The 25,594-nt window shown below is 69.7% G+C and carries 27 protein-coding genes and 1 pseudogene; 22 read left to right on the top strand and 6 right to left on the bottom strand.

Annotated features, from left to right (window positions below; all coding sequences use genetic code 11):
* Positions 1–11: 11 nt before the first annotated feature.
* Positions 12–1,169 carry a sensor histidine kinase gene (locus tag ABH935_RS03895; RefSeq protein ID WP_370376367.1) on the bottom strand — a complete coding sequence of 386 codons (1,158 nt, stop codon included), beginning with the start codon at positions 1,167–1,169 and terminating at the stop codon, positions 12–14.
* Between the two features lie 115 nt (positions 1,170–1,284).
* On the opposite strand from ABH935_RS03895, the gene ABH935_RS03890 reads away from it, so the two are divergent.
* The 9 genes from ABH935_RS03890 (at position 1,285) to truA (ending at position 7,196) form a co-directional block, all read left to right on the top strand.
* On the top strand, positions 1,285–1,908 hold the full coding sequence (locus ABH935_RS03890) for a DUF1707 domain-containing protein (protein WP_370376366.1): 624 nt from the start codon (positions 1,285–1,287) through the stop codon (positions 1,906–1,908).
* Positions 1,909–2,286: 378 nt separating this feature from the next.
* Positions 2,287–2,508: a translation initiation factor IF-1 gene (gene infA / locus ABH935_RS03885; RefSeq protein WP_012785186.1), complete on the top strand. Its 222-nt coding sequence runs from the start codon at positions 2,287–2,289 to the stop codon at positions 2,506–2,508.
* A 131-nt stretch (positions 2,509–2,639) separates the two neighbouring features.
* Complete coding sequence (rpmJ, locus tag ABH935_RS03880; RefSeq protein ID WP_009740505.1) at positions 2,640–2,753, top strand: 50S ribosomal protein L36; 114 nt, start codon at positions 2,640–2,642, stop codon at positions 2,751–2,753.
* Between the two features lie 179 nt (positions 2,754–2,932).
* Positions 2,933–3,313: a 30S ribosomal protein S13 gene (rpsM, locus tag ABH935_RS03875; RefSeq protein ID WP_370365682.1), complete on the top strand. Its 381-nt coding sequence runs from the start codon at positions 2,933–2,935 to the stop codon at positions 3,311–3,313.
* 75 nt (positions 3,314–3,388) lie between these two features.
* The gene (gene rpsK / locus ABH935_RS03870; RefSeq protein ID WP_012785188.1) at positions 3,389–3,799 is read left to right on the top strand and encodes a 30S ribosomal protein S11; all 411 of its coding nucleotides are present in this window, start codon (positions 3,389–3,391) and stop codon (positions 3,797–3,799) included.
* A 20-nt stretch (positions 3,800–3,819) separates the two neighbouring features.
* On the top strand, positions 3,820–4,446 hold the full coding sequence (gene rpsD, locus ABH935_RS03865; RefSeq protein ID WP_012785189.1) for a 30S ribosomal protein S4: 627 nt from the start codon (positions 3,820–3,822) through the stop codon (positions 4,444–4,446).
* Between the two features lie 111 nt (positions 4,447–4,557).
* Positions 4,558–5,583 carry a DNA-directed RNA polymerase subunit alpha gene (locus ABH935_RS03860; RefSeq protein ID WP_012785190.1) on the top strand — a complete coding sequence of 342 codons (1,026 nt, stop codon included), beginning with the start codon at positions 4,558–4,560 and terminating at the stop codon, positions 5,581–5,583.
* An 89-nt stretch (positions 5,584–5,672) separates the two neighbouring features.
* Positions 5,673–6,206, top strand: coding sequence for a 50S ribosomal protein L17 (rplQ, locus tag ABH935_RS03855; RefSeq protein ID WP_370376365.1), 534 nt, complete (start codon positions 5,673–5,675; stop codon positions 6,204–6,206).
* A gap of 135 nt (positions 6,207–6,341) precedes the next feature.
* Positions 6,342–7,196 (top strand): tRNA pseudouridine(38-40) synthase TruA, encoded by an 855-nt coding sequence (gene truA, locus ABH935_RS03850; protein WP_370376364.1) that lies wholly within the window; start codon positions 6,342–6,344, stop codon positions 7,194–7,196.
* Between the two features lie 37 nt (positions 7,197–7,233).
* Here the strand turns inward: truA and ABH935_RS03845 are convergent, their stop codons facing one another.
* On the bottom strand, positions 7,234–7,788 hold the full coding sequence (locus ABH935_RS03845; protein ID WP_370376363.1) for a DUF6886 family protein: 555 nt from the start codon (positions 7,786–7,788) through the stop codon (positions 7,234–7,236).
* Positions 7,789–7,822: 34 nt separating this feature from the next.
* Positions 7,823–8,290 (bottom strand): NADPH-dependent FMN reductase, encoded by a 468-nt coding sequence (locus ABH935_RS03840; RefSeq protein ID WP_370376362.1) that lies wholly within the window; start codon positions 8,288–8,290, stop codon positions 7,823–7,825.
* 57 nt (positions 8,291–8,347) lie between these two features.
* Here ABH935_RS03840 and ABH935_RS03835 point away from each other — a divergent pair, with 57 nt between their 5' ends.
* The 4 genes from ABH935_RS03835 (at position 8,348) to glmM (ending at position 12,712) form a co-directional block, all read left to right on the top strand.
* Positions 8,348–10,009: an ABC-F family ATP-binding cassette domain-containing protein gene (locus ABH935_RS03835; RefSeq protein ID WP_370376361.1), complete on the top strand. Its 1,662-nt coding sequence runs from the start codon at positions 8,348–8,350 to the stop codon at positions 10,007–10,009.
* 197 nt (positions 10,010–10,206) lie between these two features.
* On the top strand, positions 10,207–10,650 hold the full coding sequence (gene rplM / locus ABH935_RS03830) for a 50S ribosomal protein L13 (RefSeq protein WP_370376360.1): 444 nt from the start codon (positions 10,207–10,209) through the stop codon (positions 10,648–10,650).
* Positions 10,651–10,725: 75 nt separating this feature from the next.
* A complete protein-coding gene (rpsI, locus tag ABH935_RS03825) occupies positions 10,726–11,220 on the top strand; it encodes a 30S ribosomal protein S9 (protein WP_370376562.1) in 495 nt (164 codons plus the stop codon).
* Between the two features lie 148 nt (positions 11,221–11,368).
* Positions 11,369–12,712, top strand: coding sequence for a phosphoglucosamine mutase (gene glmM / locus ABH935_RS03820; protein WP_370376359.1), 1,344 nt, complete (start codon positions 11,369–11,371; stop codon positions 12,710–12,712).
* 142 nt (positions 12,713–12,854) lie between these two features.
* On the opposite strand, the gene ABH935_RS03815 is transcribed toward glmM, so the two are convergent.
* Positions 12,855–14,174 carry an ATP-dependent 6-phosphofructokinase gene (locus ABH935_RS03815; protein ID WP_370376358.1) on the bottom strand — a complete coding sequence of 440 codons (1,320 nt, stop codon included), beginning with the start codon at positions 14,172–14,174 and terminating at the stop codon, positions 12,855–12,857.
* A 230-nt stretch (positions 14,175–14,404) separates the two neighbouring features.
* On the opposite strand from ABH935_RS03815, the pseudogene ABH935_RS03810 reads away from it, so the two are divergent.
* The 7 genes and pseudogenes from ABH935_RS03810 to ABH935_RS03780 form a co-directional block, all read left to right on the top strand.
* A pseudogene (locus tag ABH935_RS03810) lies at positions 14,405–15,382 on the top strand (ABC transporter ATP-binding protein); the annotation flags it as partial.
* Positions 15,383–15,848: 466 nt separating this feature from the next.
* Positions 15,849–16,811, top strand: coding sequence for an ABC transporter permease (locus ABH935_RS03805; RefSeq protein WP_370376357.1), 963 nt, complete (start codon positions 15,849–15,851; stop codon positions 16,809–16,811).
* A 2-nt stretch (positions 16,812–16,813) separates the two neighbouring features.
* A complete protein-coding gene (locus ABH935_RS03800; RefSeq protein ID WP_370376561.1) occupies positions 16,814–17,791 on the top strand; it encodes an ABC transporter ATP-binding protein in 978 nt (325 codons plus the stop codon).
* Positions 17,792–17,804: 13 nt separating this feature from the next.
* A complete protein-coding gene (locus ABH935_RS03795; protein ID WP_370376356.1) occupies positions 17,805–18,599 on the top strand; it encodes an ABC transporter permease subunit in 795 nt (264 codons plus the stop codon).
* A 96-nt stretch (positions 18,600–18,695) separates the two neighbouring features.
* Complete coding sequence (locus ABH935_RS03790) at positions 18,696–19,535, top strand: helix-turn-helix domain-containing protein (protein ID WP_370376355.1); 840 nt, start codon at positions 18,696–18,698, stop codon at positions 19,533–19,535.
* A gap of 327 nt (positions 19,536–19,862) precedes the next feature.
* A complete protein-coding gene (locus ABH935_RS03785; protein WP_370376354.1) occupies positions 19,863–20,366 on the top strand; it encodes a SigE family RNA polymerase sigma factor in 504 nt (167 codons plus the stop codon).
* A 14-nt stretch (positions 20,367–20,380) separates the two neighbouring features.
* Positions 20,381–21,298: a hypothetical protein gene (locus tag ABH935_RS03780; protein WP_370376353.1), complete on the top strand. Its 918-nt coding sequence runs from the start codon at positions 20,381–20,383 to the stop codon at positions 21,296–21,298.
* Positions 21,299–21,383: 85 nt separating this feature from the next.
* Here ABH935_RS03780 and coaA read toward each other — a convergent pair whose 3' ends face one another.
* A complete protein-coding gene (gene coaA / locus ABH935_RS03775) occupies positions 21,384–22,370 on the bottom strand; it encodes a type I pantothenate kinase (RefSeq protein WP_370354873.1) in 987 nt (328 codons plus the stop codon).
* A 95-nt stretch (positions 22,371–22,465) separates the two neighbouring features.
* On the opposite strand from coaA, the gene glmS reads away from it, so the two are divergent.
* Positions 22,466–24,355, top strand: coding sequence for a glutamine--fructose-6-phosphate transaminase (isomerizing) (gene glmS / locus ABH935_RS03770; protein WP_370376352.1), 1,890 nt, complete (start codon positions 22,466–22,468; stop codon positions 24,353–24,355).
* Between the two features lie 24 nt (positions 24,356–24,379).
* Positions 24,380–24,730, top strand: coding sequence for a holo-ACP synthase (locus tag ABH935_RS03765; RefSeq protein WP_370376351.1), 351 nt, complete (start codon positions 24,380–24,382; stop codon positions 24,728–24,730).
* A 167-nt stretch (positions 24,731–24,897) separates the two neighbouring features.
* Here ABH935_RS03765 and ABH935_RS03760 read toward each other — a convergent pair whose 3' ends face one another.
* Positions 24,898–25,551 (bottom strand): DUF1707 domain-containing protein, encoded by a 654-nt coding sequence (locus ABH935_RS03760; protein WP_370376350.1) that lies wholly within the window; start codon positions 25,549–25,551, stop codon positions 24,898–24,900.
* Between the last annotated feature and the right edge of the window lie 43 nt (positions 25,552–25,594).

Here is a 25,594-nt window from a genome sequence, read left to right as displayed (position 1 = left end):
TCGGCTGTCCTTTATACGGCCGGCGCGGCGGTCATCCCACCGTCCTGCAGTCCCGACGGGATCACCGCGGTCAGCGCGAACCCGCCGGTGTCCGGCGGCGACGTCCAGCTCAGCGCGCCGCCCACCGGCGCCAGGCGCTCCCGCAGGCCGGGCAGACCTTGGCCGTGGCCGGCGTCCGCCACACCGTCGGCCACGCCGCGGCCGTTGTCGGCCACCGTGATCTCCAGTGCGCTCGGCGACCAGGACAGCCGCACTTCGGCGCGGGAGGCGCGGGCGTGTTTCAGAGTGTTGGTCAGGGCCTCCTGCACCACCCGGTAGGCGGCGGTCTCGGCGCCCGGGGATAGGGAGGTGGCGCTCCCGGTCTGTTCCATGCGGACTTGGAGCCCCGCTTTGCGGACTCGGTGCACCAGGTCGTCGAGGTCGGACAGGGTGGGCAGCGGCTGCCGGCCGCCGCCTTCGTCCTTGTGGAGCGTGCCGAGCAGGCCGCGCAGCTGCGCCATGGCGTCCCGGCCGGCGGCCGAGATGGCTTCGAACGCCGCCTCGGCCCGCTCGGGCTTGGACCGGACCAGCAGCGGTCCGGCCTCGGCCTGCACGACCATCAGAGCTACGGCGTGCCCGACCACGTCGTGCATGTCCCGGGCGATCCGGGCGCGCTCGGCGCGCAGCTCGCGGTCGGCGCGGACGGACAGCGAGTCGCGCTCGGACTGCATCAGGACGCCGAGGAACAGAGAGGTCATGCTGAGGGTGAAGGTGACCAGGAAGTCCTCGGGGTTGTTCATCTGCCGGTGCAGGTATTCGGCGACGACGTTCCCGACCATGTAGACCGCGATCATGATGATCCGCGTCCGGCCGCGCAGGACGGAGCCGATCGTGTACTCGACGACGAGGACCGCGTACGGGAACGGCTGGGCCGGGTGCACGGTCGCGGTGATGACCAGCGTCAGCGCGCCGGTCACCAGGGCGGTCACGACCGGGTAGGTCTCCCGCCACAGCATCGACGCGATGGTCACGGACTCCAGCAGGTGGCGCCAGGGTCCCCAGGGCAGTACACCGGGTACCAGGTAGGTGCCGCTGTTCAGCACCAGCACGATGACGACGGCCAGCACGTCGTTGCGTCGTGGCCGTCGCAGCCGGAATCCTCGGCGGGACAGCACGCCCGGGGTCAGCACGTGATAGATCATGCTCCACCGGGAGTAGTCGCACCTCCCTCCCACGGGGGATCCCGCTGCGGACAACCTGAGGTACAGTCGAGATATGTCGCGAGTGAGTCAGGGAGTCACGGAGATGACGACGCAGGGTGGGGCCTCGTTCGATCCCGATATGCGCGCCGGCGACGCCGACCGCGAACGCCTCGTCGAGCAGCTGCGCGAGCACCACGCCGCCGGCCGGCTCACGCTCGACGAGTTCGACGAACGCATGACGAAGGCCTACGAGGCCAAAACCTACGGTGAGCTGCGCACCCTCACCCGGGACCTCCCGGTGGACCTGTCGCAGCTGAACATCGACCAGGCCCAGCAGCGCACCTTCCAGCAGCGCACCCAGCAGCGCCCGGTGGAGGTCCGCCGCGACGAGTCCGGCCGCATGCAGATCAACATCGACAACCAGGCCATCCAGGACCGCATCAACGAGCACCTGGAGCGCCACACCCAGCGTCGGCAGCGCCACCAGGAGCGGCACGAGCAGCGCTGGACGCAGCAGCAGGAGCGCTGGAAGCAGCAGGCGGCGCGGCGCGGAGGCCGGGGATGGGGGTCGTTCAGCTCGTGGCTGTCGCTGACGGTCCTGCTGACCGGGATCTGGCTGGTCAGCAACGTGGCCGGCGGGGACAACTGGGGGAACTTCTGGCCGGCGTGGCCGATCGGGATCATGGGTGTGCTGATGCTGGCGCGGGGGATCAACAAGCGGAGCTGAGCTGCCGGGCCGGGACCGGCCGTTGGTTGCCCGTGGTTGCCTGTGGGAGGCTGTGACCGCCAGATCCGGTCGCGGCCTTCCGGCTTTTTGCGATGTCACCGCATCGGGTGACATCGCTCTTCCGGTGTCGCTGAGGCGAACGGGGCGGGAATTTACGCCACCCGGTAGCGGTTTCAAGACATGTGCGACCGGGGTACAAAGCCCCGGTTTCGCGTTCTGCAAGTGTTCGGCGTACACTGGCGTGTCGGCTCCGTATGGAGTGGTTCACGTGCGTTTCCCGCGGCTGGGTCTACGAGCGCATATCGCTGGACCACCACTTGCTCCTGTTGCCGGAACCGACGCGGCAGTAGACACCCTTCTGAAGGAGATTGAAGGAACTTGGCCAAAAAAGAAGGCGCCATCGAGATCGAGGGCACCATCATCGAGTCCCTGCCCAACGCGATGTTCCGCGTTGAGCTGGCGAACGGCCACAAGGTCCTCGCGCACATCTCCGGCAAGATGCGGATGCACTACATCCGGATCCTCCCGGACGACCGGGTCGTCGTCGAGCTGAGCCCGTACGACCTGACCCGTGGGCGCATCGTCTACCGCTACAAGTGATCTGTAGGACTCCACCCTTCGCGGGCGGGGTCCTCGCCGATCACGACTCATCGAGGCTCACCACGCTCTAGGTGGTGGGCTGCCTTTCGGTGTTTCCACACCGGACGACCGATACCAGTTAAGGAACCATCATGAAGGTCAAGCCCAGCGTCAAGAAGATCTGTGACAAGTGCAAGGTGATCCGTCGCCACGGCCGCGTCATGGTGATCTGCGAGAACCTGCGCCACAAGCAGCGTCAGGGCTGAGCTAGCTCGAAGCCGGGTCGCAACACCCGGCTGAAGTAACCGCAGCGTCCCGACCCCGCGAGCTCCCGCCATGGGGCTCGCGGCTGAAACCCCCGGCCCGGAGGCTGGAGACCTGGTCAGGCACCAGGAACGGCGCTGTACCGACACCTCCGGATGAAACAGAAACAGGAGCCTGCCTGATGGCACGTCTCTCTGGTGTGGACATCCCGCGCGAAAAGCGTCTGGAGATCGCCCTCACCTACATCTACGGCATCGGCCGCACCCGCTCGCAGCAGACGTGCGCGGAGACCGGCATCAACCCCAACACGCGCGTGAAGGACCTGACGGAGGACGACCTCGTCAAGCTCCGCCAGTGGATCGACACGAACTACCGCGTCGAGGGCGACCTGCGCCGTGAGGTCCAGGCGGACATCCGCCGCAAGATCGAGATCGGCTGCTACCAGGGTGTCCGGCACCGCAAGGGTCTGCCGGTCCATGGTCAGCGCACCCACACCAACGCGCGTACGCGCAAGGGCCCGCGCAAGGCCATCGCCGGCAAGAAGAAGGCCGGCCGGAAGTAGTCCAGCCACGGACCGGACTCCATCTGGTTGTCAGTGGCCCCGGACCGATCACCTCATTCAGGAGAACCCAGCACAATGCCTCCCCAGAGCCGTAAGGCCGGCGCCAAGGCTCCCAAGCTGCGCCGCAAGGAAAAGAAGAACGTCGCCCACGGGCACGCTCACATCAAGAGCACGTTCAACAACACCATCGTCTCGATCACCGACCCGCAGGGGAACGTGATCGCCTGGGCGAGCTCGGGTCAGGTGGGCTTCAAGGGCTCGCGCAAGTCGACCCCGTTCGCCGCTCAGATGACCGCCGAGGCCGCCGCCCGCCGCGCCATGGAGCACGGCATGAAGAAGGTCGACGTGTTCGTCAAGGGTCCCGGTTCCGGCCGTGAGACCGCCATCCGGTCGCTGCAGCAGACCGGCCTGGAGGTCGGATCCATCAACGACGTCACCCCTTCGCCGCACAACGGCTGCCGCCCGCCGAAGCGCCGGCGCGTCTGAGCTAGGAGAGAAGAACACACATGGCCCGTTACACCGGCCCCGACTGCAAGCGCTGCCGCCGCGAGAAGACCAAGCTCTTCCTCAAGGGCAGCAAGTGCGATGGCCCGAAGTGCCCGATCGAGATCCGTCCCTACCCCCCGGGTGAGCACGGTCGCGGTCGCACCAAGGAGAACGAGTACCTGCTCCAGCTTCGCGAGAAGCAGAAGACCGCCCGCATCTACGGCGTTCTGGAGAAGCAGTTCCGCGGTTACTACGAGGAGGCCAACCGCAAGGGCGGCAAGACGGGTGAGAACCTGCTCCGCATCCTCGAGTCCCGCCTGGACAACGTGGTCTACCGCGCCGGCTTCGCGAAGTCCCGCGACCACGCGCGCCAGCTGGTGCGCCACGGCCACATCCTGATCAACGGCCACAAGGCGAACATCCCCTCGATGCGCGTCACCCCGAGTGACATCGTCGAGGTGCGCAAGGAGAGCCTGGAGCTCACCCCGTTCGTGGTGGCCCGTGCCGAGGCCGGCGAGCGTGCCGTCCCGGCGTGGATCGAGGTCATCCCGTCGAAGATGCGGATCCTCGTGCACTCGCTTCCGGAGCGTGCTGTCATTGACACGCAGGTCCAGGAGCAGCTGATCGTCGAGCTCTACTCCAAGTAATCCGGAGTACGTGTTCGAGACCTATAGGGAGTCCCTGCGCGGGACTCCCTATAGGAGCGTCATCCCCGTGGCTGGTAAATAGCGGCCAGCCCAGGCAATGGAGGTTCCACCGTGCTTATCGCACAGCGCCCCACCCTCACCGAGGAAATCATCGATGAGTACCGTTCGCGGTTCCTCATCGAGCCGCTGGAGCCCGGCTTCGGCTACACCCTCGGCAACTCGCTGCGCCGGACGCTTCTGTCGTCCATCCCCGGCGCCGCGGTGACGTCCATCCGGATCGACGGCGTGCTCCACGAGTTCACCACGATCCCGGGTGTGAAGGAGGACGTCACCGACCTCATCCTGAACATCAAGCAGCTGGTCGTCTCCTCGGAGATCGACGAGCCGGTGACCATGTACCTGCGCAAGCAGGGCCCGGGCACCGTCACCGCCGCCGACATCGCCCCGCCGGCCGGCGTCGAGGTCCACAACCCCGAGCTGATCATCGCCACGCTCAACGGCAAGGGCAAGCTCGAAATGGAGCTCACCGTCGAGCGCGGCCGCGGCTACGTCAGCGCGGTGCAGAACAAGCAGGCGGGCCAGGAGATCGGGCGCATCCCGATCGACTCGATCTACTCGCCGGTCCTCAAGGTCAAGTACGACGTCGAGGCCACCCGCGTCGAGCAGCGGACCGACTTCGACCGCCTGGTGCTGGACGTGGAGACCAAGCAGTCGATGCGCCCGCGCGACGCCGTGGCGTCGGCCGGTAAGACCCTGGTCGAGCTGTTCGGTCTCGCCCGCGAGCTGAACATCGAGGCCGAGGGCATCGACATGGGCCCGTCCCCGACGGACGCCGCCCTGGCCGCCGACCTGGCGCTGCCGATCGAGGACCTGGAGCTGACCGTCCGCTCCTACAACTGCCTCAAGCGCGAGGGCATCCACACCGTGGGTGAGCTCGTCGCCCGCAGCGAGGCCGACCTGCTGGACATCCGCAACTTCGGTGCGAAGTCCATCGACGAGGTCAAGGTCAAGCTGATGAGCATGGGCCTGGCGCTCAAGGACTCCCCGCCCGGATTCGACCCCTCGCTCGTGGTGGACAACCAGTACGACGAGGAAGAGGACCTGGACTCCGGCTACGCGGAGACCGAGGAGCTGTAAGGCTCGACACCGGCGGCGCGCATCCTGCGCGCCGCCGGCTCAAGATCCCGGGTACCTGACACGGCCCGAGACACCAAGGAGAAGAAGCAATGCCCCAGCCGAAGAAGGGCGCCCGCCTCGGCGGCTCCCCGGCCCACCAGAAGCTGATCCTGGCGAACCTCGCCAAGTCGCTGTTCGAGCACGACAAGATCACCACCACCGAGGCCAAGGCGCGCCTGCTGCGTCCCTACGCCGAGCGGCTGATCACCAAGGCCAAGAAGGGCGACCTGCACAACCGTCGCCAGGTCCTGGCCGTGCTGGGCGACAAGGACATCGTCTTCCGCCTGTTCGACGAGATCGCGCCGAACTACGAGAACCGCCCCGGCGGCTACACCCGCATCATCAAGGCCGGCAACCGCAAGGGCGACAACGCCCCCATGGCCGTGATCGAGCTGGTCGAGGCCCTGACCGTGCAGCAGACCGCGGTCCGCGAGGCCGAGGCCGCCACCAAGCGCGCGAGCAAGAAGACCGCCGCCCCGGCGCCGGCTCCGGCCGCCGCCGAGGTCGTCGAGGAGGCTCCGGCCGCCGAGGTCGAGGCCGAGGCTGTCGAGGCCACCGAGGCTGAGGCCGCTGAGAAGGAGTAAATCCTTCCGGTGTTCGTGGAGCCCGCCGTCTCTTCGGAGGCGGCGGGCTTTCGCCATCTCTCGCATCCTGCCGGCGCTGACCGACGACCCAGACTGACGACCCAGACTGACAACCCCCTGCGCCACAATGGACCGATGAGCACCGAGCCCGCCCCCGGCCACGTCCGTGTCCGCCTCGACCTGGCCTACGACGGCACCGCCTTCTCCGGGTGGGCCGTCCAGCCCAAGCGGCGGACGGTGTGCGGGGAGTTGACCGGCGCCGTGTCGACGGTGCTGCGGCAGGACGTGACGCTGGTCGTGGCCGGCCGCACCGACGCCGGGGTGCACGCCAGCGGGCAGGTCGCGCATCTGGACGTCCCCGCCGAGCTCTGGGCCGAGCACGAGGAGCGCCTCCTGCGCCGCCTGGCCGCCGTCCTGCCGGGCGACGTGCGGGTCTGGTCGGCGGCGGTCGCGCCGGCCGGCTTCGACGCCCGCTTCGCCGCCATGGGCCGCCGCTACGCCTACCGCGTCACCGACGCCCCCTACGGCCCGCACCCGCTGCGGCGCAACGACGTCACGTGGCACCCGCGCGCGCTGGATCCCGCGCTCATGAACGAGGCCGCGGCCGCGCTGCTCGGCGAGCACGACTTCGCCGCCTTCTGCAAGAAGCGCGAGGGAGCCACGACGATTCGCTGCCTCACGCGCCTGGAATGGACGCGCGAAGCGCCGACCTCTCTGACTCCCACCGGCCTGCTGGTCGCCGACGTCCGCGCCGACGCCTTCTGCCACTCGATGGTCCGCAGCCTGGTCGGCGCGCTGCTGGCGGTGGGGGAGGGACGCCGGCCGGTCGGCGACCCGGAACGCATCCTCGCCGAGGTCGTGCGCTCGCCCGAGGTGAAGGTGGCGCCGCCGCAGGGGCTGACGCTGGAAGAGGTCGTCTATCCCGCCGACTCCGACCTCGCCGGCCAGCAGCTGAAGACGCGGCGGATGAGGGTGCTCGGGGCCGACTGAGCCAGAGTCCTGAGGCCGGACCGCCGAAGTAGCCGGACTAACCGGAATAAACCGAGGCCGCCGGAGCAGGCCGCGCGTTCCGCAGCCGGATCCCGCTGAACCCCAGCGTCGTGCTGATCACCTGGTCCCAGAACGGCAGCAGCGTCGGCAGCACCCTGAGCTGGATGTCCGCCTCCTCATAGAGCTCGAACAGGTCTCCCACACGCTCTGCGGGCCCGAGAGGACGTACCTCGTGCTCGGCCACGTGCGCGTTGGGCGGCTCGCCGAAGGAACGGAAGTCCCGCGCGTCAAGGCGATACGCGTAAAGCTCCACCGTCCGCATCCGCTCCAGCCAGCCGTACTCCACAGCGTGCACGCGCAGCCCACCCCCGGGGCCGATGATGCGCTCCCGGTCCTCCTCCGTGGTCTCCGGCGTCACCCACGCCATCGCGCGCGGACACTGCCGAGGGAACCAGTAGTCGGGCGCGCGGTCGTAGTCGACGGCCCATACGTACGCCTCCGGCTGCTGAGCCGTGGCGGCGACATGCGGTGCGAAGCGGGTGATCGTCGGGTCTTCCGAGAAGTGCAGAACTTGCCCAGGTTCCGGTCGCATCCGTCCGTTCTACCGCAGCGCCGTCAAGACCGCGCTAATGCTTTCTCGTATATCCGGGTCCCCGCGCAATCCGCACACATGCGTCCTCCACGATCGCCGCACCGGTGTACTCCAACACCAACCGCAGCGTCGCCACCGCACCCTCGCCGCGCCCCGGATTCGCCGCGTTGATCCATCCCGTCGGTTTGTCGCAGATCTCGGTTCCCCCGACGGTCCAGTCCAGGAGGTTCTTGAAGGAGCCCGGCAGCGTCCCTGCGTACTCCGGCGTACAGACGAGCACCGCATCCGCTTCCGCTATGGCGCTGCGCAGCTCCGTGACGGCCTTGGGAAGCGGGTCCGCGTCCAGATCCGGGTTGAAGTGGGGAAGCTCTCCCAGGCCCTCATAGAAGACCGCACTGTCCACGTTCTGGGCGTCCCTCGCGACCTCCTGCACCAGCCGTAGCATGGCCTCGTTCGAGGACCCCTTGCGCACCGACCCGCAAAGCAACAACACCTGAGCCATGCGCTCGACGCTATAACCACTCGCGCGACTAAGAAGCCCTGAGCGAGACTGCCACCTATGGGCCATATCGACGTCAACAGCCTCCAGTACCACCTCCCGGACGGCCGCGTCCTCCTCGACGACGTCTCCTTCCGGATCGGTGACGGCGACAAGGCGGCCCTGGTCGGCGCGAACGGCGCCGGCAAGACGACCCTGCTGCGCCTCATCGCCGGCGACATCGAGCCGACCGGCGGCGCCGTGGTGCGCTCCGGAGGTCTCGGCGTGATGCGGCAGTTCGTCGACCGCAAGCCGCAGGAGGGGGAGGAACCCCCGACTGTCCGCACCCTCCTGTTGTCCGTCGCGCAGCCCGCGCTCCAGAAGGCCGCTGTAGAGCTGGAGGCCGCAGAGCTGGCGATGATGGAGGACGACTCCGAGCCCACGCAGATGCGCTACGCACAGGCGCTCGTCGACTGGGGCGACGCGGGCGGCTATGAGGCGGAAACGCTATGGGACACCTGCTGCACCATCGCTATCGGCGTCCCCTATATCCAGGCCCAGTTCCGCGCCGCCTCCACGCTTTCCGGAGGCGAACAGAAACGCCTCGTTCTGGAAGCCGTCCTGCGTGGCCCCGATCAGGTCCTCCTGCTCGACGAGCCGGACAACTTCCTCGACGTCCCCGGCAAGCGATGGCTGGAAGAGGCGATCAACGAGACCGCCAAGACGGTCCTGTTCGTCACCCACGACCGGGAGTTGCTGGCCGGCACCGCTAAGAAGATCGTCACCGTAGAGGTCGGCTCCGGCGGCGGCATCGGCGGCTCCGTCTGGATCCACGGCGGCGGCTTCGCGAACTACCACGAGGCCCGCAAGGCCCGCTTCGACCGCTTCGAAGAGGTCCTGCGCCGCTGGGAAGAGGAGCACCGCCGTCTCAAGGACCTCGTGAACACCCTGCGCCAGCAGGCGAAGATCAGTCCCGACATGGCCTCCAAGTACCGCGCCATGTGCACCCGCCTGGAGAAGTTCGAGCAGGCTGGTGCGCCTCCGGCGCCCCCGCGCGAGCAACAGGTGAAGATGCGCCTCAAGGGCGGCCGCACCGGAGTCCGCGCCTTTGAGTGCGTAGACCTTGAACTCACCGGCCTCATGAAGCCGTTCTCTGCAGAAGTCTTCTATGGGGAACGCGTAGCGGTTCTCGGAGGGAACGGCTCGGGGAAGTCCCACTTCCTCCGCCTTCTAGCCGGCGAGGACGTCGCCCACACAGGTACCTTCAAGCTCGGCGCGCGGGTCGTCCCCGGCCACTTCCGTCAGACGCACCGCCAGCCGGCTCTGGAGCAGAAGACGCTTCTGGAGATCCTCTGGGAGGAGTTCTCCTTCCAACGCGACAACGCAGCTCCGACGCTCGCGCGCTATGCGTTGAACGAGCAGGCGGAACAACGTTTCGGGAATCTCTCCGGCGGTCAACAGGCCCGGTTCCAGATCCTGCGTCTGGAGCTGACCGGTTCGACGATGCTTCTGCTGGACGAGCCGACCGACAACCTGGACCTGATGTCGGCGGACGCCCTTGAGGCGGGCCTGGAGGCGTACCAGGGAACCGTGATCGCCGTCACGCACGATCGCTGGTTCGCCCGCGGCTTCGACCGCTACCTGGTCTTCGGCTCCGACGGCCGGGTCTACGAGGCGTCCGAGCCGGTCTGGGACGAGCGTCGTCCGGACCGCAGGCCGGTCAAGTCCGGTGCGAAGTCATGAGCACCTCCGGCCATCGGGTAAAGTGGTGCCTTGGTGCGTCCCATCCGCGCCCATACGAGACCGAGTCCTTGGCGTTGCATCCGGGGAAACGGGGAGTAGGGCGAGGCCACACGCGCCTTTAGGCATGCCTTGTACTCACGACGACGGCGTGCTTCTTCATCGCGTAAACGTCTACGACACACGCCAGGAGCATTTCCGTGCGTACGTTCAGCCCCAAGCCCAGTGACGTGCAGCGTCAGTGGCACGTCATCGACGCCCGTGACATCGTTCTCGGCCGTCTCGCCTCGCAGACCGCGCAGCTGCTGCGCGGGAAGCACAAGGCGATCTTCGCCCCGCACGTCGACACCGGCGACTTCGTCATCATCATCAACGCCGAGAAGGTGCACCTGTCCGGCAACAAGCGCGAGGACAAGCTCGCGTACCGGCACTCCGGTTACCCGGGCGGTCTGCGCTCCGTCAAGTACGGCGACCTGATCGACAAGGACCCGCGCAAGGCCATCGAGAAGGCCGTCCGCGGCATGCTGCCGAAGAACTCGCTCGGCCGCCAGCAGCTGTCCAAGCTGAAGGTGTACCGCGGCGAGGAGCACCCGCACGCCGCGCAGAAGCCGGAGCCGTTCGTCATCAACCAGGTCGCGCAGTAGTCCCGGCCACTCCACTCTTCTTAGTTTTCCCAGAAAGGAACTGTGGCTGTGACCGAGGTCGACACCACCACCGAGATCGTTGACGAGTTCGCCGGCGACGGCGCCGCCGAGGAGGAGCTCACCGAGTACACCTCGGAGACCCCCGCGACCGCCGCCGCTCCGGTCGTGCGCCGCACGGCCAGCACCTCCGGCCAGGGCCTGGGCCGCCGCAAGGAGGCCATCGCCCGCGTCCGCATCGTCCCGGGCACCGGCCTGTGGAAGATCAACGGCCGCACTCTGGACGGCTACTTCCCGAACAAGGTCCACCAGCAGCTGGTGAACGACCCGTTCAAGGTCCTGGAGCTGGACGGCGCGTACGACGTCGTCGCCCGCATCGACGGCGGCGGCATCTCCGGCCAGGCCGGCGCGCTGCGCCTGGGCGTGGCCCGCGCGCTGAACGCGGCGGACCAGGAGAACAACCGGGCGACGCTGAAGAAGGCCGGCTTCCTGACCCGGGACGCCCGCGCCACCGAGCGCAAGAAGGCCGGTCTGAAGAAGGCCCGTAAGGCCCCGCAGTACAGCAAGCGCTAAACCGCCGTCTGTCCGCGGGGGACTGCGGGCGCCACGGTGTCTACGAACGCCCCGGGAGCATCCGCTTTCCGGGGCGTTCGTACGATGTTTCCCGGGAATACCGTCCCCTAGGGTTCCACCCTCCTGCCCTCTCTAGGAGCGCGCGCATATGACCAGGCTTTTCGGCACCGACGGCGTTCGCGGCATGGCCAACCGGGATCTGACAGCGGAACTGGCGTTGGACCTTTCGGTGGCCGCCGCGCACGTCCTCGGCGAAGTGGGGGCGTTCGAGGGCCACCGTCCCAAGGCGGTGGTCGGCCGCGACCCCCGTGCCTCGGGCGAGTTCCTGGAGGGGGCGGTCGTCGCCGGGCTCGCCTCGGCCGGCGTGGACGTCCTGCGCCTCGGCGTCCTGCCCACCCCCGCGGTCGCCTACCTGACCGAGATCCTGGGCGCCGATCTCGGCGTGGTCCTGTCGGCCTCGCACAATCCGGCCCCGGACAACGGCATCAAGTTCCTCGCCCGCGGCGGCGTGAAGCTCGACGACGCCCTTGAGGACGCCATCGAGGCCCGCATGAACGAGCAGTGGTCCCGGCCCGTGGGCGCCGCCGTGGGCCGCGTCGCGGACTACCCCCAGGGCGGCGAGCGCTACATCGAGCACCTCCTGGACACCCTCCCCAACCGCCTGGACGGCCTGAAGGTCGTCGTCGACGAGGCCAACGGCGCCGCCTACCGCGTCTCCCCGGAGGCCCTGCGCCGCGCCGGCGCCGAGGTGATCGCCACCCACGTCGAGCCCGACGGCCTGAACATCAACGAGGACTGCGGCTCCACGCACCTGGACAAGCTGAAGGCCGCCGTCATCGAGCACGGCGCGCACGCCGGCATCGCCCACGACGGCGACGCCGACCGCTGCCTGGCCGTGGACGCCGCCGGCGAGGAGGTCGACGGCGACCAGATCCTCGCGGTCCTCGCGCTGTCCCTGCGCGACCAGGGCAAGCTCGCCGGCGACACCGTGGTCGGCACCGTGATGGCCAACTTCGGCTTCAAGCAGGCCATGCAGCGCGAAGGACTGCACTTCATCGAGACCGCCGTCGGCGACCGCTACGTCCTGGAGGCCATGCGCACCGGCGGCTACGTCCTCGGCGGCGAGCAGTCCGGCCACCTCATCCTCACCGAGCACGCCACCACCGGCGACGGCACCCTGACGGCCCTGCACCTCCTGGCCCGCGTCGCGGCCACCGGCCGCACCCTGGCCGACCTCGCAGGCGTGATGCACAAGCTGCCGCAGGTGATGATCAACGTGAAGAACGTCGACAAATCCCGCGCCGCGACCAGCGCCGAACTGGCCCAGGCGGTCAAGGAGGCCGAAACGGAACTGGCCGAGACCGGCCGCGTCCTCCTGCGCCCCAGCGGCACCGAGCCACTGGTGCGCGTCATGGTCGAGGCCGAAGACGCGGAGCAGGCGCGACGGCTGGCGGCGCACCTGGCGGATGTGGTGAAGACGGCGCTGGGCTGAGGCTGAGCTGAGGTCGGGCTGAGGCGGGAGGGTGCGGCGCGTCGCTGGGCGCGTCGCAGTTCGCCCGCCTCGCACGAACGTGTCAGCGGCGCGCGCTATACGTATGTTCGGGGGCGAATCCCGCTAACAAAATGCCGCCGCCTCACACCATCCGCTTCGGCTGCCCCGTCGTCTCCAGCACGTTCATCCACAACTGCCCGTGCGGATCCACCACATTCCGGCTAGCCGTGGCCAACTCGATCGGCAGATGCACCATCCGCCCGCTCCACTGCCCGACCACCATCGACGTGAAGCCGGCCATTCCCGCGTGCGTGGCCGCCTGCGCCAGCCGCGTGCAGTACACGGCGTCGAAGGCGTTCGCGGGCACTGACCGGATCTCGTAGCCGGGGTCCACGTACCGCACCGACAGTGGCTCGTCGCCGAACGACTCGATGATCCGCTTCTTCAGCAGCGCCCCGACGTCGTTCAGCTTCGCGTTGCCCGAGGCGTCGGTCTGGTCCGAGGCCGGGAAGTGCTCCTGGCCCGCGCCCTCGGCGACCACGACCACCGCGTGCCCCTGCTGTTCGACCTTCTTCTTCAGCCGGGACAGGAAGACGTCCACGTCGAACGGGACCTCGGGGATCAGCGTGAAGTCGACGGCGTGGCTGGCCAGCGTCGAGTAGCAGGCGATGAAGCCGCTGTGACGCCCCATCAGCTTCACCAGGCCGACGCCGTTCTCCGTCGAGGAAGCCTCTATGTGCGCCGCGCGGATGGACTTCGAGGCCTGCTCGAACGCCGTGTGGAAGCCGAAGGACCGGTCGATCCAGGGGATGTCGTTGTCGATGGTCTTCGGGATCCCGACCACCGCGATGCGCTCGCCCCGGGCCCGCGCCTCGTCGGCCAGCTTCTCCGCGCCGCGCAGGGTGCCGTCGCCGCCGATGACGAACAGGATGTTGACGCCGAGCCGTACCATGGTGTCCACCGCGACCACCGGGTCCTGGTTGCCGCGCGAGGTGCCCAGGATCGTCCCGCCGCGGTTCTGGATGTCGGCGACGGCCTGCTCGGTGAGTACCATCGGCTCCGAGCCGTCGGCGAGGCCCTTGAAGCCGTTGCGGAAGCCCAGGACGCGCTTGACGCCGTAGGCCCGCCCCAGGTGCAGCACCAGGCCGCGGATCACGTTGTTCAGCCCCGGGCACAGCCCGCCGCAGGTGACGATGGCGGCGGTGACCTCGGACGGCTCGAAGAACAGCTTCCGGCGCGGTCCGCCGGGGTTGAAGGCCGGCAGCCCGGCCACGTCCACGTCGCGCTTGTTCGCTATGCCCTGGACCACGTCGAGCAGGACCCGGTCGGTCTCGGTGACGTAGTGCCACGTCTCCTCGCGCTCGCCGAGCAGGTCGGCCAGCGGCGTGTCGACAGTGCGCTCACCCAGGCGCGTGATGGCCAGATCATCGGAGGTGATGGTGAGAAGATCGGCCGTGTTCATGGTTTCACGCTAACAAGATTCACTGGATTCGCCGCGCCCGGTCCACAATCCGGCCCGGGAGGTATGCGCATCCGGCCCGGGAAGTACGCGGCGCCCCGCCGCCGTCCCCGGGAGTGGACGTCAGAGCCCGGGACTACTCCCGGCGGGCTACGCCGTCATCCTTGCGGGTTACGGGCAACGGCGACTTCAAGCTGAAGCGCTCGGCCTGCTTTCCTCTCTACCTTGGAACCATGACCACAGCCACGAGATCGACGGCCGTCCCGGCCGTCCCGGCAGCCTCCGCCGCCGTGATCGAGGCGTCCGGCCTCACCAAGCGCTACAACGGCGCGGCCCGGGGGGCGGTGACCGCGCTGGACGGGCTGACGCTGTCCGTCCCGGCCGGCGTCATCGGCCTGGTCGGGGCGAACGGGGCGGGCAAGTCGACGCTGATCAAGATCCTCCTGGGCCTGCTGCACCCGTCCTCCGGCACCGCCGCGGTGCTCGGCTACGACGTGGTCGACCAGGCCGAGCGCATCAGGACCCTGGTCGGCTACATGCCCGAGCACGACTGCCTGCCCCCGGACGTGACCGCCACCGAGTTCGTCACGCACATGGGCCGCATGGGCGGCCTGCCGCCGACCGCGGCCAAGGAGCGTGCCGCCGAGTCGCTGCGCCACGTGGGCCTGCACGAGGAGCGCTACCGCCTGATCGGCACCTACTCCACGGGCATGAAGCAGCGCGTGAAGCTGGCCCAGGCCCTGGTCGGCGACCCGCGCCTGCTCCTGCTGGACGAGCCCACCAACGGCCTGGACCCGGCCGGCCGCGAGGCGATGCTGGACCTCATCGAGCGCATCGGCGCCGAGTTCGGCATCTCCATCCTGGTCGCCTCGCACCTGCTCGGCGAGATCGAGCAGATCTGCGACTCGCTGGTCGCGATCGAGTCCGGCAAGCTCCTGCGCGCCGCCTCCATGTCGGCCTTCACGAAGGCCAGCGCGGTCCTGGCGGTCGAGGTCGACGAGGGCGCGGCCCGCCTGGCCGCCGCCCTGAAGACCGCCGGCCTGGCCCCCCGCCGCGACGGCCGCGCCCTCCTGGTCCGCCTCGGCGGCACGGAGGAGGAGTCCGACCAGGTCTACGACGCCATCCGCGACGCGGTGGCCGACCTCGGGCTGCCGCTGAACCGGCTGGAGCGGCGCCGGCACCGGGTCGAGGAGCTGTTCGCGGACGAGGACTTCGACGACCTCGACGATCTGGACCTCGACCTCGACGACGACGGCGACGCCGACAACGACGCCGACAGCCCTGCCGAAAGCGCCGCCGCCGATTCCGCCGCCACCAGCGCCACAACCTCGCCGGCAGCAGCTGCCGCGACCGCCGCTGGTGCCGCGCCACCTGCTGCAACAGCCAGCGGCGCCTCGGCACCTGCCGCGACCGCCGCCGGCGCCGCGACACCTGCTGTAGCAGCCGCCGGCGCCGCGCCACCTGCTGCAGCAGCCGCCGGCGCCGCGCCACCTGCTGCAGCAGCCGGCGAGCCAGTCGCCGAGCCCGCCGCATCCCGCGAACCCGCCGCATCCCGCGAACCCGCCGCATCCCGCGAACCCGCCGCATCCCGCGAGCCGGCCGAATCTCCCGCCCCGGCCCCCGAAGCCCCCGCCCGAGCCGAAGCCCAAGCCGAAGCCGCCGAGAGCGAGACCGACCATGAGTAGCGACACCGCCGCCGCCGGCTCACCCTCCGGCGTCATCCACGACATCGGCTACCGCACCTACACCGGCGACCGCATCGGCCGCCTGGGCATCGTCCGCGCCCTCTACTGGCACAGCCTCCGCTCCGCCTGGGGCCTGGGCCGCGGCCCGCGCGCGAAGATCGTCCCGTTCCTGGCCCTGGCCATCATGTGCCTGCCGGCCGTCGCGAACGCCTTCGCGGTCTCCCGCACCGGCGTCCACGCCATCGCCTACGACGAGTACATGTACAGCTTCCAGCTCGTCCTGGTCCTGTACCTGGCGGCGGTGACCCCGGAGCTGATCTCCCGCGACATCCGCAACCGCACCCTGCCGCTGTACTTCTCCCGGCCGCTGCGCCGCACCGACTACCCGATCGCCAAGATCAGCGCCCTGATCACCGCGATGCTGGTCCTCACCGCGGTCCCCGAGATCCTGCTCTACGTCGGCACCATCGGCTCGCTGCACGGCGGCTCCGCCGTCTGGCACGAGACCCGCGCCTTCATCCCCGGCCTGGAGCTGGCCCTGCTGTACTCGGTCGTGTTCAGCGTCCTGGCCGCGGTCCTGTCCTGCTACACCGGCCGCCGCGCGTTCGCCACCGGCGCCGTCGCGGTGTTCTTCTTCGGCACTTACGTCATCTCCTCGGCGATGGTCCGGCTTACCGGCTACCGCCCGCACTATGTGCACGACGCCAGTACGGACGGCGGCGGCTACTTCGTGAAGCCGACCTCGCCGGGCAGCGGCCCGAAGATCTCCGGGCTGCTCAACCCCGCGAACCTGCTGGAAGGCCTCAAGGACTGGGTGGTGGGGCGCGCTCCGAAGAACTCCGACGTGCCCTACCCGGGCAGTTTCGGAATCGTGTACCTGGCCGTGGTCGTAGTGCTGTGCGCGCTGGCCGTCCTCCTCCTGATTCGCCGCTACCAGAAGGCGAGCCTGCTGTGACCATCGACGAGATCCCCGGGCAGCGCGAAGCCGCCGCCCCGGTCCCGACCCGCCCCGGCGGCCCGGCCGAGATCGTGCTGGACAACGTGACCCACTGGTACGGCAACGTGGTCGCGGTCAACGACATCACGATGACCATCGGCCCCGGCGTCACCGGCCTGCTCGGCCCGAACGGCGCCGGCAAGTCCACGCTGCTGCACCTGGTCTCCGGCTTCCTGTCGCCCTCGCGCGGCACGGTCACCGTGGCCGGGCAGACCGCCTGGCACAACCCCGGCATCTACAAGGTGATCGGCCTGGTGCCCGAGCGCGACTCGGTCTACGCCTTCCTGACCGGCCGGCAGTTCGTCTCCGCGACCGCCAAGCTGCACAAGCTGCGCGACGTCGAGGCCGCCACGGCCCGCGCCCTGCGCATGGTCGAGATGGACACCGAGGCCGCCGACCGCCGCATCGACACCTACTCCAAGGGCATGCGCCAGCGCATCAAGGTGGCCGCGGCGCTGGTGCACGAGCCGCGTGTGCTGCTGCTGGACGAGCCGTTCAACGGCATGGACCCGCGCCAGCGCATGCACATGATGGACCTGCTGCACCGTCTCGGCGACGCCGGCCACACCATCGTGTTCTCCTCGCACATCCTGGAGGAGGTCGAGCGGCTGTCCGGCACGGTCCAGGTGATCGTGGCCGGCCGGCTGGCCGCCTCCGGCGACTACCGCACCATCCGCCGGCTGATGACCAGCCGCCCGCACGTGTTCCAGGTCGCCTCCAGCGACGACCGGACCCTGGCCGCGGCGCTGATCGGCCGGCCCTCGGTCAACGGCGTGGAGCTGAACCCCGCCGGGGGCCTGGAGGTGCGGGCCGGGGACTACGGCGCGTTCAGCCGGGAGTTGGCGGCGGTGGCCCGCGAGCACGGCGTGCGGCTGCGCGCGGTGCTGCCCGCCGACGAGTCGCTGGAGTCCGTGTTCACCTATCTGGTGGCGTCGTAAGGAGCTGGCACAGATGTCAACCGTCTTCAACCCCACGATCGCCGCCATCACGCTGCGCGGCCTGCTGGGCCGGCGCCGCTCGCTGCTGATCGCGCTGCCCCCGGCGCTGCTGCTGGCCCTGACCATCGGGCTGCGCGCCGCCACCAACATCAACAGCTCGCACGACTTCGCCTGGCCCGGGGTGGTCCTGGGGCAGATCGGGCTGGTCACGCTGCTGCCGCTGACCGCGATGATCATCGGTACCTCGGTGCTGGGCACCGAGGTCGACGACGCCTCGATCCTGCACCTGCTGGCCACCCCGGTCAGCCGGGCCACGGTGATGTTCACCAAGTGGATCGTGGCCTCCGGCGCGACCCTGGTGTTCGCCGTGGTGCCGATCGCCGCGGCCGCCTTCATCGGCACCTCCGGCTACGTCGACAACCCCGGCCCGCTGGACATGACGTTCACGCCGATCAAGGGCGACACCAGCGAGGCGATCGGCGTGATCATCGCCGCCGCGGTCGGGGCCGTCGTCTACAGCGCGTTCTTCCTGTTCCTGTCGGTGGTGACCAAGCGCTCGGTGGCCGTCACCCTGATCTACATCCTGGTCTGGGAGAACCTGCTCACCCGCTTCGTCAGCGGTCTGCGCCTGCTGTCCATCGGGCAGTACGAACTGGGCCTGGCCGACAAGATCGGGCATCTGCCTAACCTCAGCGCGAACCTGTCGTTGGGCACCTCGGTGATCATGTCCCTGGTGTTCGTCGTCGTGGCCCTGGGCTACGGCACCCGCCGGCTGCAGTCGTTCCGGGTGTCCGGGGACGCGGCGTGATGACCGGGACTGTCGGGACTGTCGGGACTGTAAAGGGTTCTGCAAGCTTCTGACCGGCCTCATCGCAGAACGTTCATTCGGGAATAGGCTCCGCGCATGGAAAGCGTGCGTCGCGAGCCTGTTCCCGCTTTACGCGGCCTCGTGCACCACTACCACGGCTTCAATTTCCCCGACGTCGCCGACCGCGCGCGCCTGGAGATCCCCTCCGGCGCGGCCACGCTCGTCATCGCCTTCGCCGAACCGATTCGCATCGGCCTGGCCTCCGACGGCGAGTCCGAGGTCTTCCGCCGGGCCTCGTTCCTGTCCGCCGGCCGCGCGGTGGCGGCGATCGGCCGGCACCGCGGCCACATCTCCGGCATCGAAGTGACCCTCAGCCACACCGGTGCGCACCACATCATCGGCCTGCGCATGGCCGAGCTGGCGAACGGTTTCCCGACGCTCGGCGAAGTGCTGGGCCGCGAGGGCGAGCTGCTCGTGGAGCAGCTGGCCGGGCTGCCGACCTGGGAGGCGCGCTTCGCCCGGCTCGACGCCTACCTGACCCGGCGCGCGGCCGACTCCCCGGTCCTGCCGGCCTGGCAGGTGACGCGCGCGACCCGGCTGGTGGCGGCCGGCTGGCCGCTGCGCGACATCCAGCGTGACGTCGGCTGGGGCGACCGCCACTTGCGCTCGCGGTTCCTGGAGCAGGTCGGGATGTCGCCGAAGGCGATGGCGCGGGTGCTGCGCTTACAGACCGCGCTGCGCGCGCACCTGGACGGCCGCAGCTGGTCGCAGGCCGCGGCGCTGGCCCGCTACCACGACCAGGCGCACCTCGGGCACGACGTCAAAGCCATCACCGGGCTGACGCCGGGGCGGTTGGCGGAGCTGCGGCGCGGCGCCCCACCCGGCTCCGCGCTCGACCGGCTCCCCGGACGGGTGACCAGCGTGCTGCTGGGCTGACCGGCCGCCGCGCTCGCGCGCCGACCGGGTCCACCCCCGGCCCGCACCCCGCGGCCGTCGAGCACGCTGAACCGAACCGAACCCGTCGGGCGAGCCCCTCCGGCTCTTCCCACCGCCCCGGCGGCCCACGTCCCGGCGATACCGGAGCCGCCCAGCCCGGCCGGCCCCGCTACCGTCCCCCCGCTCCGGGAGGGCCGGGCGTGATCGTCAGAATGGCCTCCGGCCTCGCGTCGTGTCTTGTAGAAAACGGAGAACTCCAGCTCACCGGTTCCAACCGATCGGCCCGGCACGGCATTGAGTACTGGTGAGTCGTCAACGGGAGGGTGGATGGGTGACGAGGAGGACTTCCGGCAGTTCGCCGCGAGCCGCCAGAAGCAGCTGCTGCGCACGGCGTATCTGCTGTGCGGGGACTGGCACGGGGCCGAGGACCTGGTGCAAACGGCCTTCGGGCACCTGTACCGGTCGTGGCGCCGGATCGGGCGCGTCGAGCATCCGGACGCCTACGCCAAACAGGTTCTGTACCGCTGCCACCTGTCGGCCAACCGCAAGAAGCGGTTCGCGACGGTGCCGATCGAATCGGTGCCGGAACCGGTCGCGTCCGGCGACGGCTTCGGCGACGGCAGCACCAGTGTCCTGATGGAGGCGCTCGCCGGGCTGCCGCCCAAGTCCCGGGCGGTGGTGGTGCTGCGGTTCTGGGAGGACTACTCGGTCGCGCAGACCGCCGACGCCCTCGGCGTCTCGGAGGGGACGGTGAAGAGCCAGACCTCGCGCGCCCTGGCGACCCTGCGGACCCGGATCGGCGACTCGCTCAGCGACATCCGTCGAGACTGACGAAGGAGGAACACATGACGGATCACGAAGCCGAGAACATCAGGACCCTGTTCCACGACGCCGACCTGGAGCACGTGCCGACCTCGCGCGACCTGATCGGCCCCGCGGTCGCCTGGGGCGACGGCCGGCGCCGCCGCGACCGCTGGACGGCGGCCGGCGTGACCGGTGCGGTGGCCGCGGTGGCGGTCGCCGGGGTCGTGGCGCTGCGTCCCGGCCACGGCAAGCCCGACGCCGTCGCACCGGGCGTCCCGGTGTCGACGCAAAGCACGGCGAAGCCGACCCCCACGCTGCCCAAGCTGACGGGGACCATCGTCCAGCGGGAACAGGAGGTGCTGGACGCGTTGAAGCCCTACCTCCCGACGGGAGACCACATCGCCTGCCAGACCGCCGACCAGCCACCGGGGTTCTGCACCACGTTGACGTTCACGAGCTCGACCGGCGGCACCAGCATCGTTCAGGTGCTGCCCGGCGATCACTTCATCCAAGCGGCCCCGGTCGACACGAAGTACATCCACCAGCATCCGGCGACCGCGGCGATTCCCCTGGTTTCCGGGACGAAGGAGGTGCCGGGCGGAACCGTCCAGATCCAGTCGACCGACATCGAGGCGCGGGACAGCATCCAGGACACGGCGGCGCTGACCGATCCCTCGGCGCTGTCCTTCCACTCGGCACAGTATGTGTTCGCCCCGCCGGGCTCGGGCACTTCGTGGACCATCGAGCTGGACGAGCTGGTCAGAGAGCTGCCCTGGAAGGGCAGCTCCGGGGTCGCCGATGAGCACGGCGTCTTCGGCTTCAATCCGAGCGGTCCGGTGTTGAGCCCGGAGCAGTTCGCGGCTCTCGTGTCGACGCCGATCTTCCCCGCTGTCATGCAGCAGTTGGGGGACCTGCGGACCCAGATGGAGCAGAACCAGACACAGAGCCAGAGCAAGTAGCGGCACCGAGAGCCGGGAGCGCGGGCCGGAATGCGACTTCGACCCGCGCTACCCCTCTCCGGTCCGCTCCGTCCGGCCTCTCGGCTCAGGGCTTGCGCAGCCGCACCCGCTCCACGCGGTGATCAGCACCCTTACGCAGCACCAGCCGCGCCCGGCCCCGCGTCGGCAGGATGTTGTCCATCAGGTTCCGCTCGTTGATCGAGGTCCAGATCTCCAGCGCCAGCCCGCGCGCCGCCTCGTCGGACAGCGAGGCGAACTTGTGGAAGTAGGACTGCGGGTCGCTGAACGCCGTCGAGCGCAGCGCCAGGAACCGGTCGGTGTACCAGCGCTTCAGGTCCGAGCGCCGGGCGTCGAGGTAGATGGAGAAGTCCAGGAAGTCCGAGACCGCCAGCGACGTCCGGCCGTCGGCGCGGGTGCGGGCCGGCTGCAACAGGTTCAGACCCTCGACCAGCAGGATGTCCGGCCGCTTCACGTCGACGCACTCGTCCGCGACGATGTCGTAGACCAGGTGCGAGTACACCGGCGCCTGCACCGTCTCCTGCCCGGACTTCACCGCCGTCAGGAAGCGCAGGAACGCGCGCTGGTCGTAGGACTCCGGGAAGCCCTTGCGGCCCATCAGCCCTCGCCGCTCCAACTCGGCGTTCGGATACAGGAAGCCGTCGGTGGTGATGAGGCCCACTTCCGGATGCTCCGGGCTGCGCGCGAGCAGATCGCGCAGGGTCCGGGAGAACGTGGACTTGCCGACCGACACCGAGCCGGCGATGCCGATCACGAACGGCGGCGCGGTCTCCGGCGTCCACTGTCCCTGCCGGTCCCCGCCGCCGGTGCCGGAGGCGAACGCGGCGATGGTGCCGCGCAGCTCCGAGGTCGCCCGGACGTACATGCTGAGCAGCTGCGACAACGGCAGGTAGACGTCGCGCACCTCGTCGATGTCGGTGACGTCCAGCAGACCGCGCAGCCGCTCGATCTCCGGCTCGGTCAGCGGCAGCGGCGTCCGGTCCCGCAGGGCGGCCCACTCTTCGCGGCTGAACTCCAGGAAGGGATTGGGAGCTGGTGGCGCGGCACTGGTCACCCTGCCACCCTACCGACACGCTACCGACTGGTAGCGATGCCCCGATTGGTCTGTACCAATCCAGGTCACCGGGCATACCACTATGCTCTGGACCCATGTGCGGAATCGTGGGTTACGTGGGCTCCCAGCAAGCCCTGGGCATCGTCATAGAGGGTCTGCGCCGGATGGAGTACCGGGGCTACGACTCGGCCGGCATCGCCGTGGTCGACCGGTCCGAGGGCGAAGCCCGCCTGGCCGGGGCCAAGAAGGCCGGGAAGCTGGCGAACCTGGAGAAGGAACTCGACGTCCGCCCCCTCCCGGCGTCGACGACCGGCCTGGGCCACACCCGCTGGGCCACCCACGGCGGCCCCACCGACGGCAACGCCCACCCGCACTTCAGTGCCCCCGGCGGCGCCTACACCGACACCACCGGCAAGGTGGCGGTCATCCACAACGGCATCATCGAGAACTTCGCCCGGCTCAAGGCCGAACTGGCCGGCCAGGATGTGACATTCCTCTCGGAGACCGACACCGAGGTGGTCGCGCACCTGCTGGCCCGCGACTTCGCCGAGGCCGGCGACGGCGACCTCGGCGCCGCGATGCGCCGCGTCGTGAACCGGCTGCAGGGCGCCTTCACGCTGGTCGCCGTGCACGCCGACGCCCCCGACGTGGTGGTCGGCGCGCGCCGCAACTCCCCGCTGGTGATCGGCGTCGGCGAGGGCGAGGCGTTCTTGGCCTCCGACGTCTCGGCGTTCATCGCCCACACCCGCGAGGCCATCGAGATGGGCCAGGACCAGGTCGCCGAGGTCTTCCGCGACGGCTCGGTGAAGATCACCACCTTCGACGGCGAGGTCGTGGAGGGCAAGCGGTTCCACGTGTCCTGGGACGCCTCGGCGGCGGAGAAGGGCGGCTACGACTGGTTCATGCAGAAGGAGATCGCCGAGCAGCCGCGCGCGGTCGCCGACACCCTGCTGGGCCGGGTCAACGGCGACGGCAGGCTGAAGCTGGACGAGATGCGGCTGTCCGAGGACGAGCTGCGCGCCGTCACCAAGATCATCGTGGTCGCCTGCGGCACCGCCTACCACGCCGGCCTGATCGCCAAGTACGCCATCGAGCACTGGACCCGGCTCCCCGTCGAGGTCGAGCTGGCCAGCGAGTTCCGCTACCGGGACCCGATCCTGACCAAGGACACGCTGGTGATAGCGATCTCGCAGTCCGGCGAGACCATGGACACCCTGATGGCCATCCGGCACGCCCGCGAGCAGCACTCCCGCGTCCTGGCGATCTGCAACACCAACGGCTCGACCATCCCGCGCGAGTCCGACGCCGTGGTCTACACGCACGGCGGCCCGGAGATCGGCGTGGCCTCCACCAAGGCCTTCCTGACCCAGCTCACCGCCTGCTACCTGGTCGGCCTGTACCTGGCGCAGGTCCGCGGCGTGAAGTTCAACGACGAGGTGGCCGAGGTCCTGACGCAGCTGTCGGACTCCCCTGCCGCCATCGCCGAGACCCTGAGCCGCATGGAGCCGATCCGCAAGCTGGCCCGCTCCATGGTCGGCGCGCGCACGGTGCTGTTCCTGGGCCGCCACGTCGGCTACCCGATGGCCCTGGAAGGCGCGCTGAAGCTGAAGGAGCTCGCCTACATCCACGCCGAGGGCTTCGCCGCCGGCGAGCTCAAGCACGGGCCGATCGCCCTGATCGAGCAGGACCTGCCGGTGGTGGTCGTGGTGCCCTCGCCGAAGCGGCCGCTGCTGCACGACAAGATCGTCTCCAACATCCAGGAGATCCGCGCCCGGGGCGCCAAGACCATCGTCATCGCCGAGGACGGCGACGACGTGGTGGCCCCCTACGCGGACTTCCTGTTCCACGTCCCGGAGCTGCCGATCCTGCTGCAGCCCCTGGTCGCCACCGTCCCGCTCCAGGTGTTCGCCGCCGAACTGGCGGACGCCCTGGGCTACGACGTCGACCAGCCGCGTAACCTGGCGAAGTCGGTCACTGTGGAGTAGGTAGCAGGACGAGTAAGGACGCGCATGATCCTGGGTGTGGGCATCGACGTGGTGGACGTCGAACGGTTCGCGGCGTCGCTGTCCCGCACCCCGGCTCTGCGGGAGAAGCTGTTCACCCCCGGGGAGCGCGAGCGCGGCACGGCGTCCCTGGCGGCCAGGTTCGCCGCCAAGGAGGCGCTGGCCAAGGCGCTCGGCGCCCCGCGCGGCCTGCGCTGGCACGACGGCGAGGTGGTGACGCTGCCGGACGGCCGCCCCGAGCTGCGGGTGACCGGGACGGTCGCGGCGCTCGCTGAGGAGCGGGGGATCCGGGTCTTCCACGTGTCGCTGTCGCACGACGCCGGGATCGCTTCGGCGGTGGTGATCGCGGAGGGGTGAGGCCCGTCGCTCGGGCGGCGCAATTTCGCCGCGAATCCGTTGACGCCAGCCGGTGTCGGCGGCGATTCTGACCGAGGTCGGCTGGCGCGCGCTAGTTCTTGGGGATGGCTGCCCCCTTGGATGGGGCGGGGCCCCATCGGTGCGCAAGATCGTTTTCGGCGGCCCGACTACCGCCCCAACTCCCGCCGCCCGCGCCGCCCCAGTTCGCGCCGTCCCCGGCGCTGCCGCCGCCGCTCCGCCAACCGCGAAAGCCGCCGCACCCGCAGGTTCGTGTGCTCCGCCTGCCCGCTGATCGTCAGCCGGATCGCCTCCGGCCCGGCCGGCCCGAGGTCCGGCTGCCCGATGTTCGCGTGCCGCGTCGCCAGCGCCGAGGTGTCCAGCGCCGTCCCCGCCGGCACGATGACCCGCAGGTTCGCGTGCCGCAGGTCCAGCGCCAGCTCGACCTCCCGCACGCCGCTGAACACCGCCTCGGTGAAGTCCAGCAGGATGTTCCCGTGCCGCACCGCGATGTTCAGCCGCCGCGGCACCAGCCACGCGCCGCGCTTGTGCGTGTTCCCGTGCGAGATGGTGATGTTCTGCGAAGCCTCCGCCTCGGTGCGCCGCGCCGGGCTCGCCGGCTGCGCCGACTGCGGCAGATCCTTGACCAGCTTGTCCAGCTCGCCGTACGTCCGCGCGGTCATCGCCGCCTCGATCCGCTGGTCGAGCTCGTCCCCGTCGATCCGTCCGTCCCCGGCCGCCACCCGCAGCTGGTCCACGACGCTGTCACGGTCCTCATGTGACGCGCGCATCTCGGCGCGCGACAGCGCTTCCTCCCCAGACATGCCGAGGATCTTAGCGAGGCGCACCGGGCCGTGACAGGGTGGA

The sequence above is a fragment of the Catenulispora sp. GAS73 genome (genome assembly GCF_041262085.1).
GTDB lineage: Bacteria > Actinomycetota > Actinomycetes > Streptomycetales > Catenulisporaceae > Catenulispora.
Note: the sequence above shows the minus strand (reverse complement) of the source record. Positions and strands in the feature narration are given on the sequence as shown.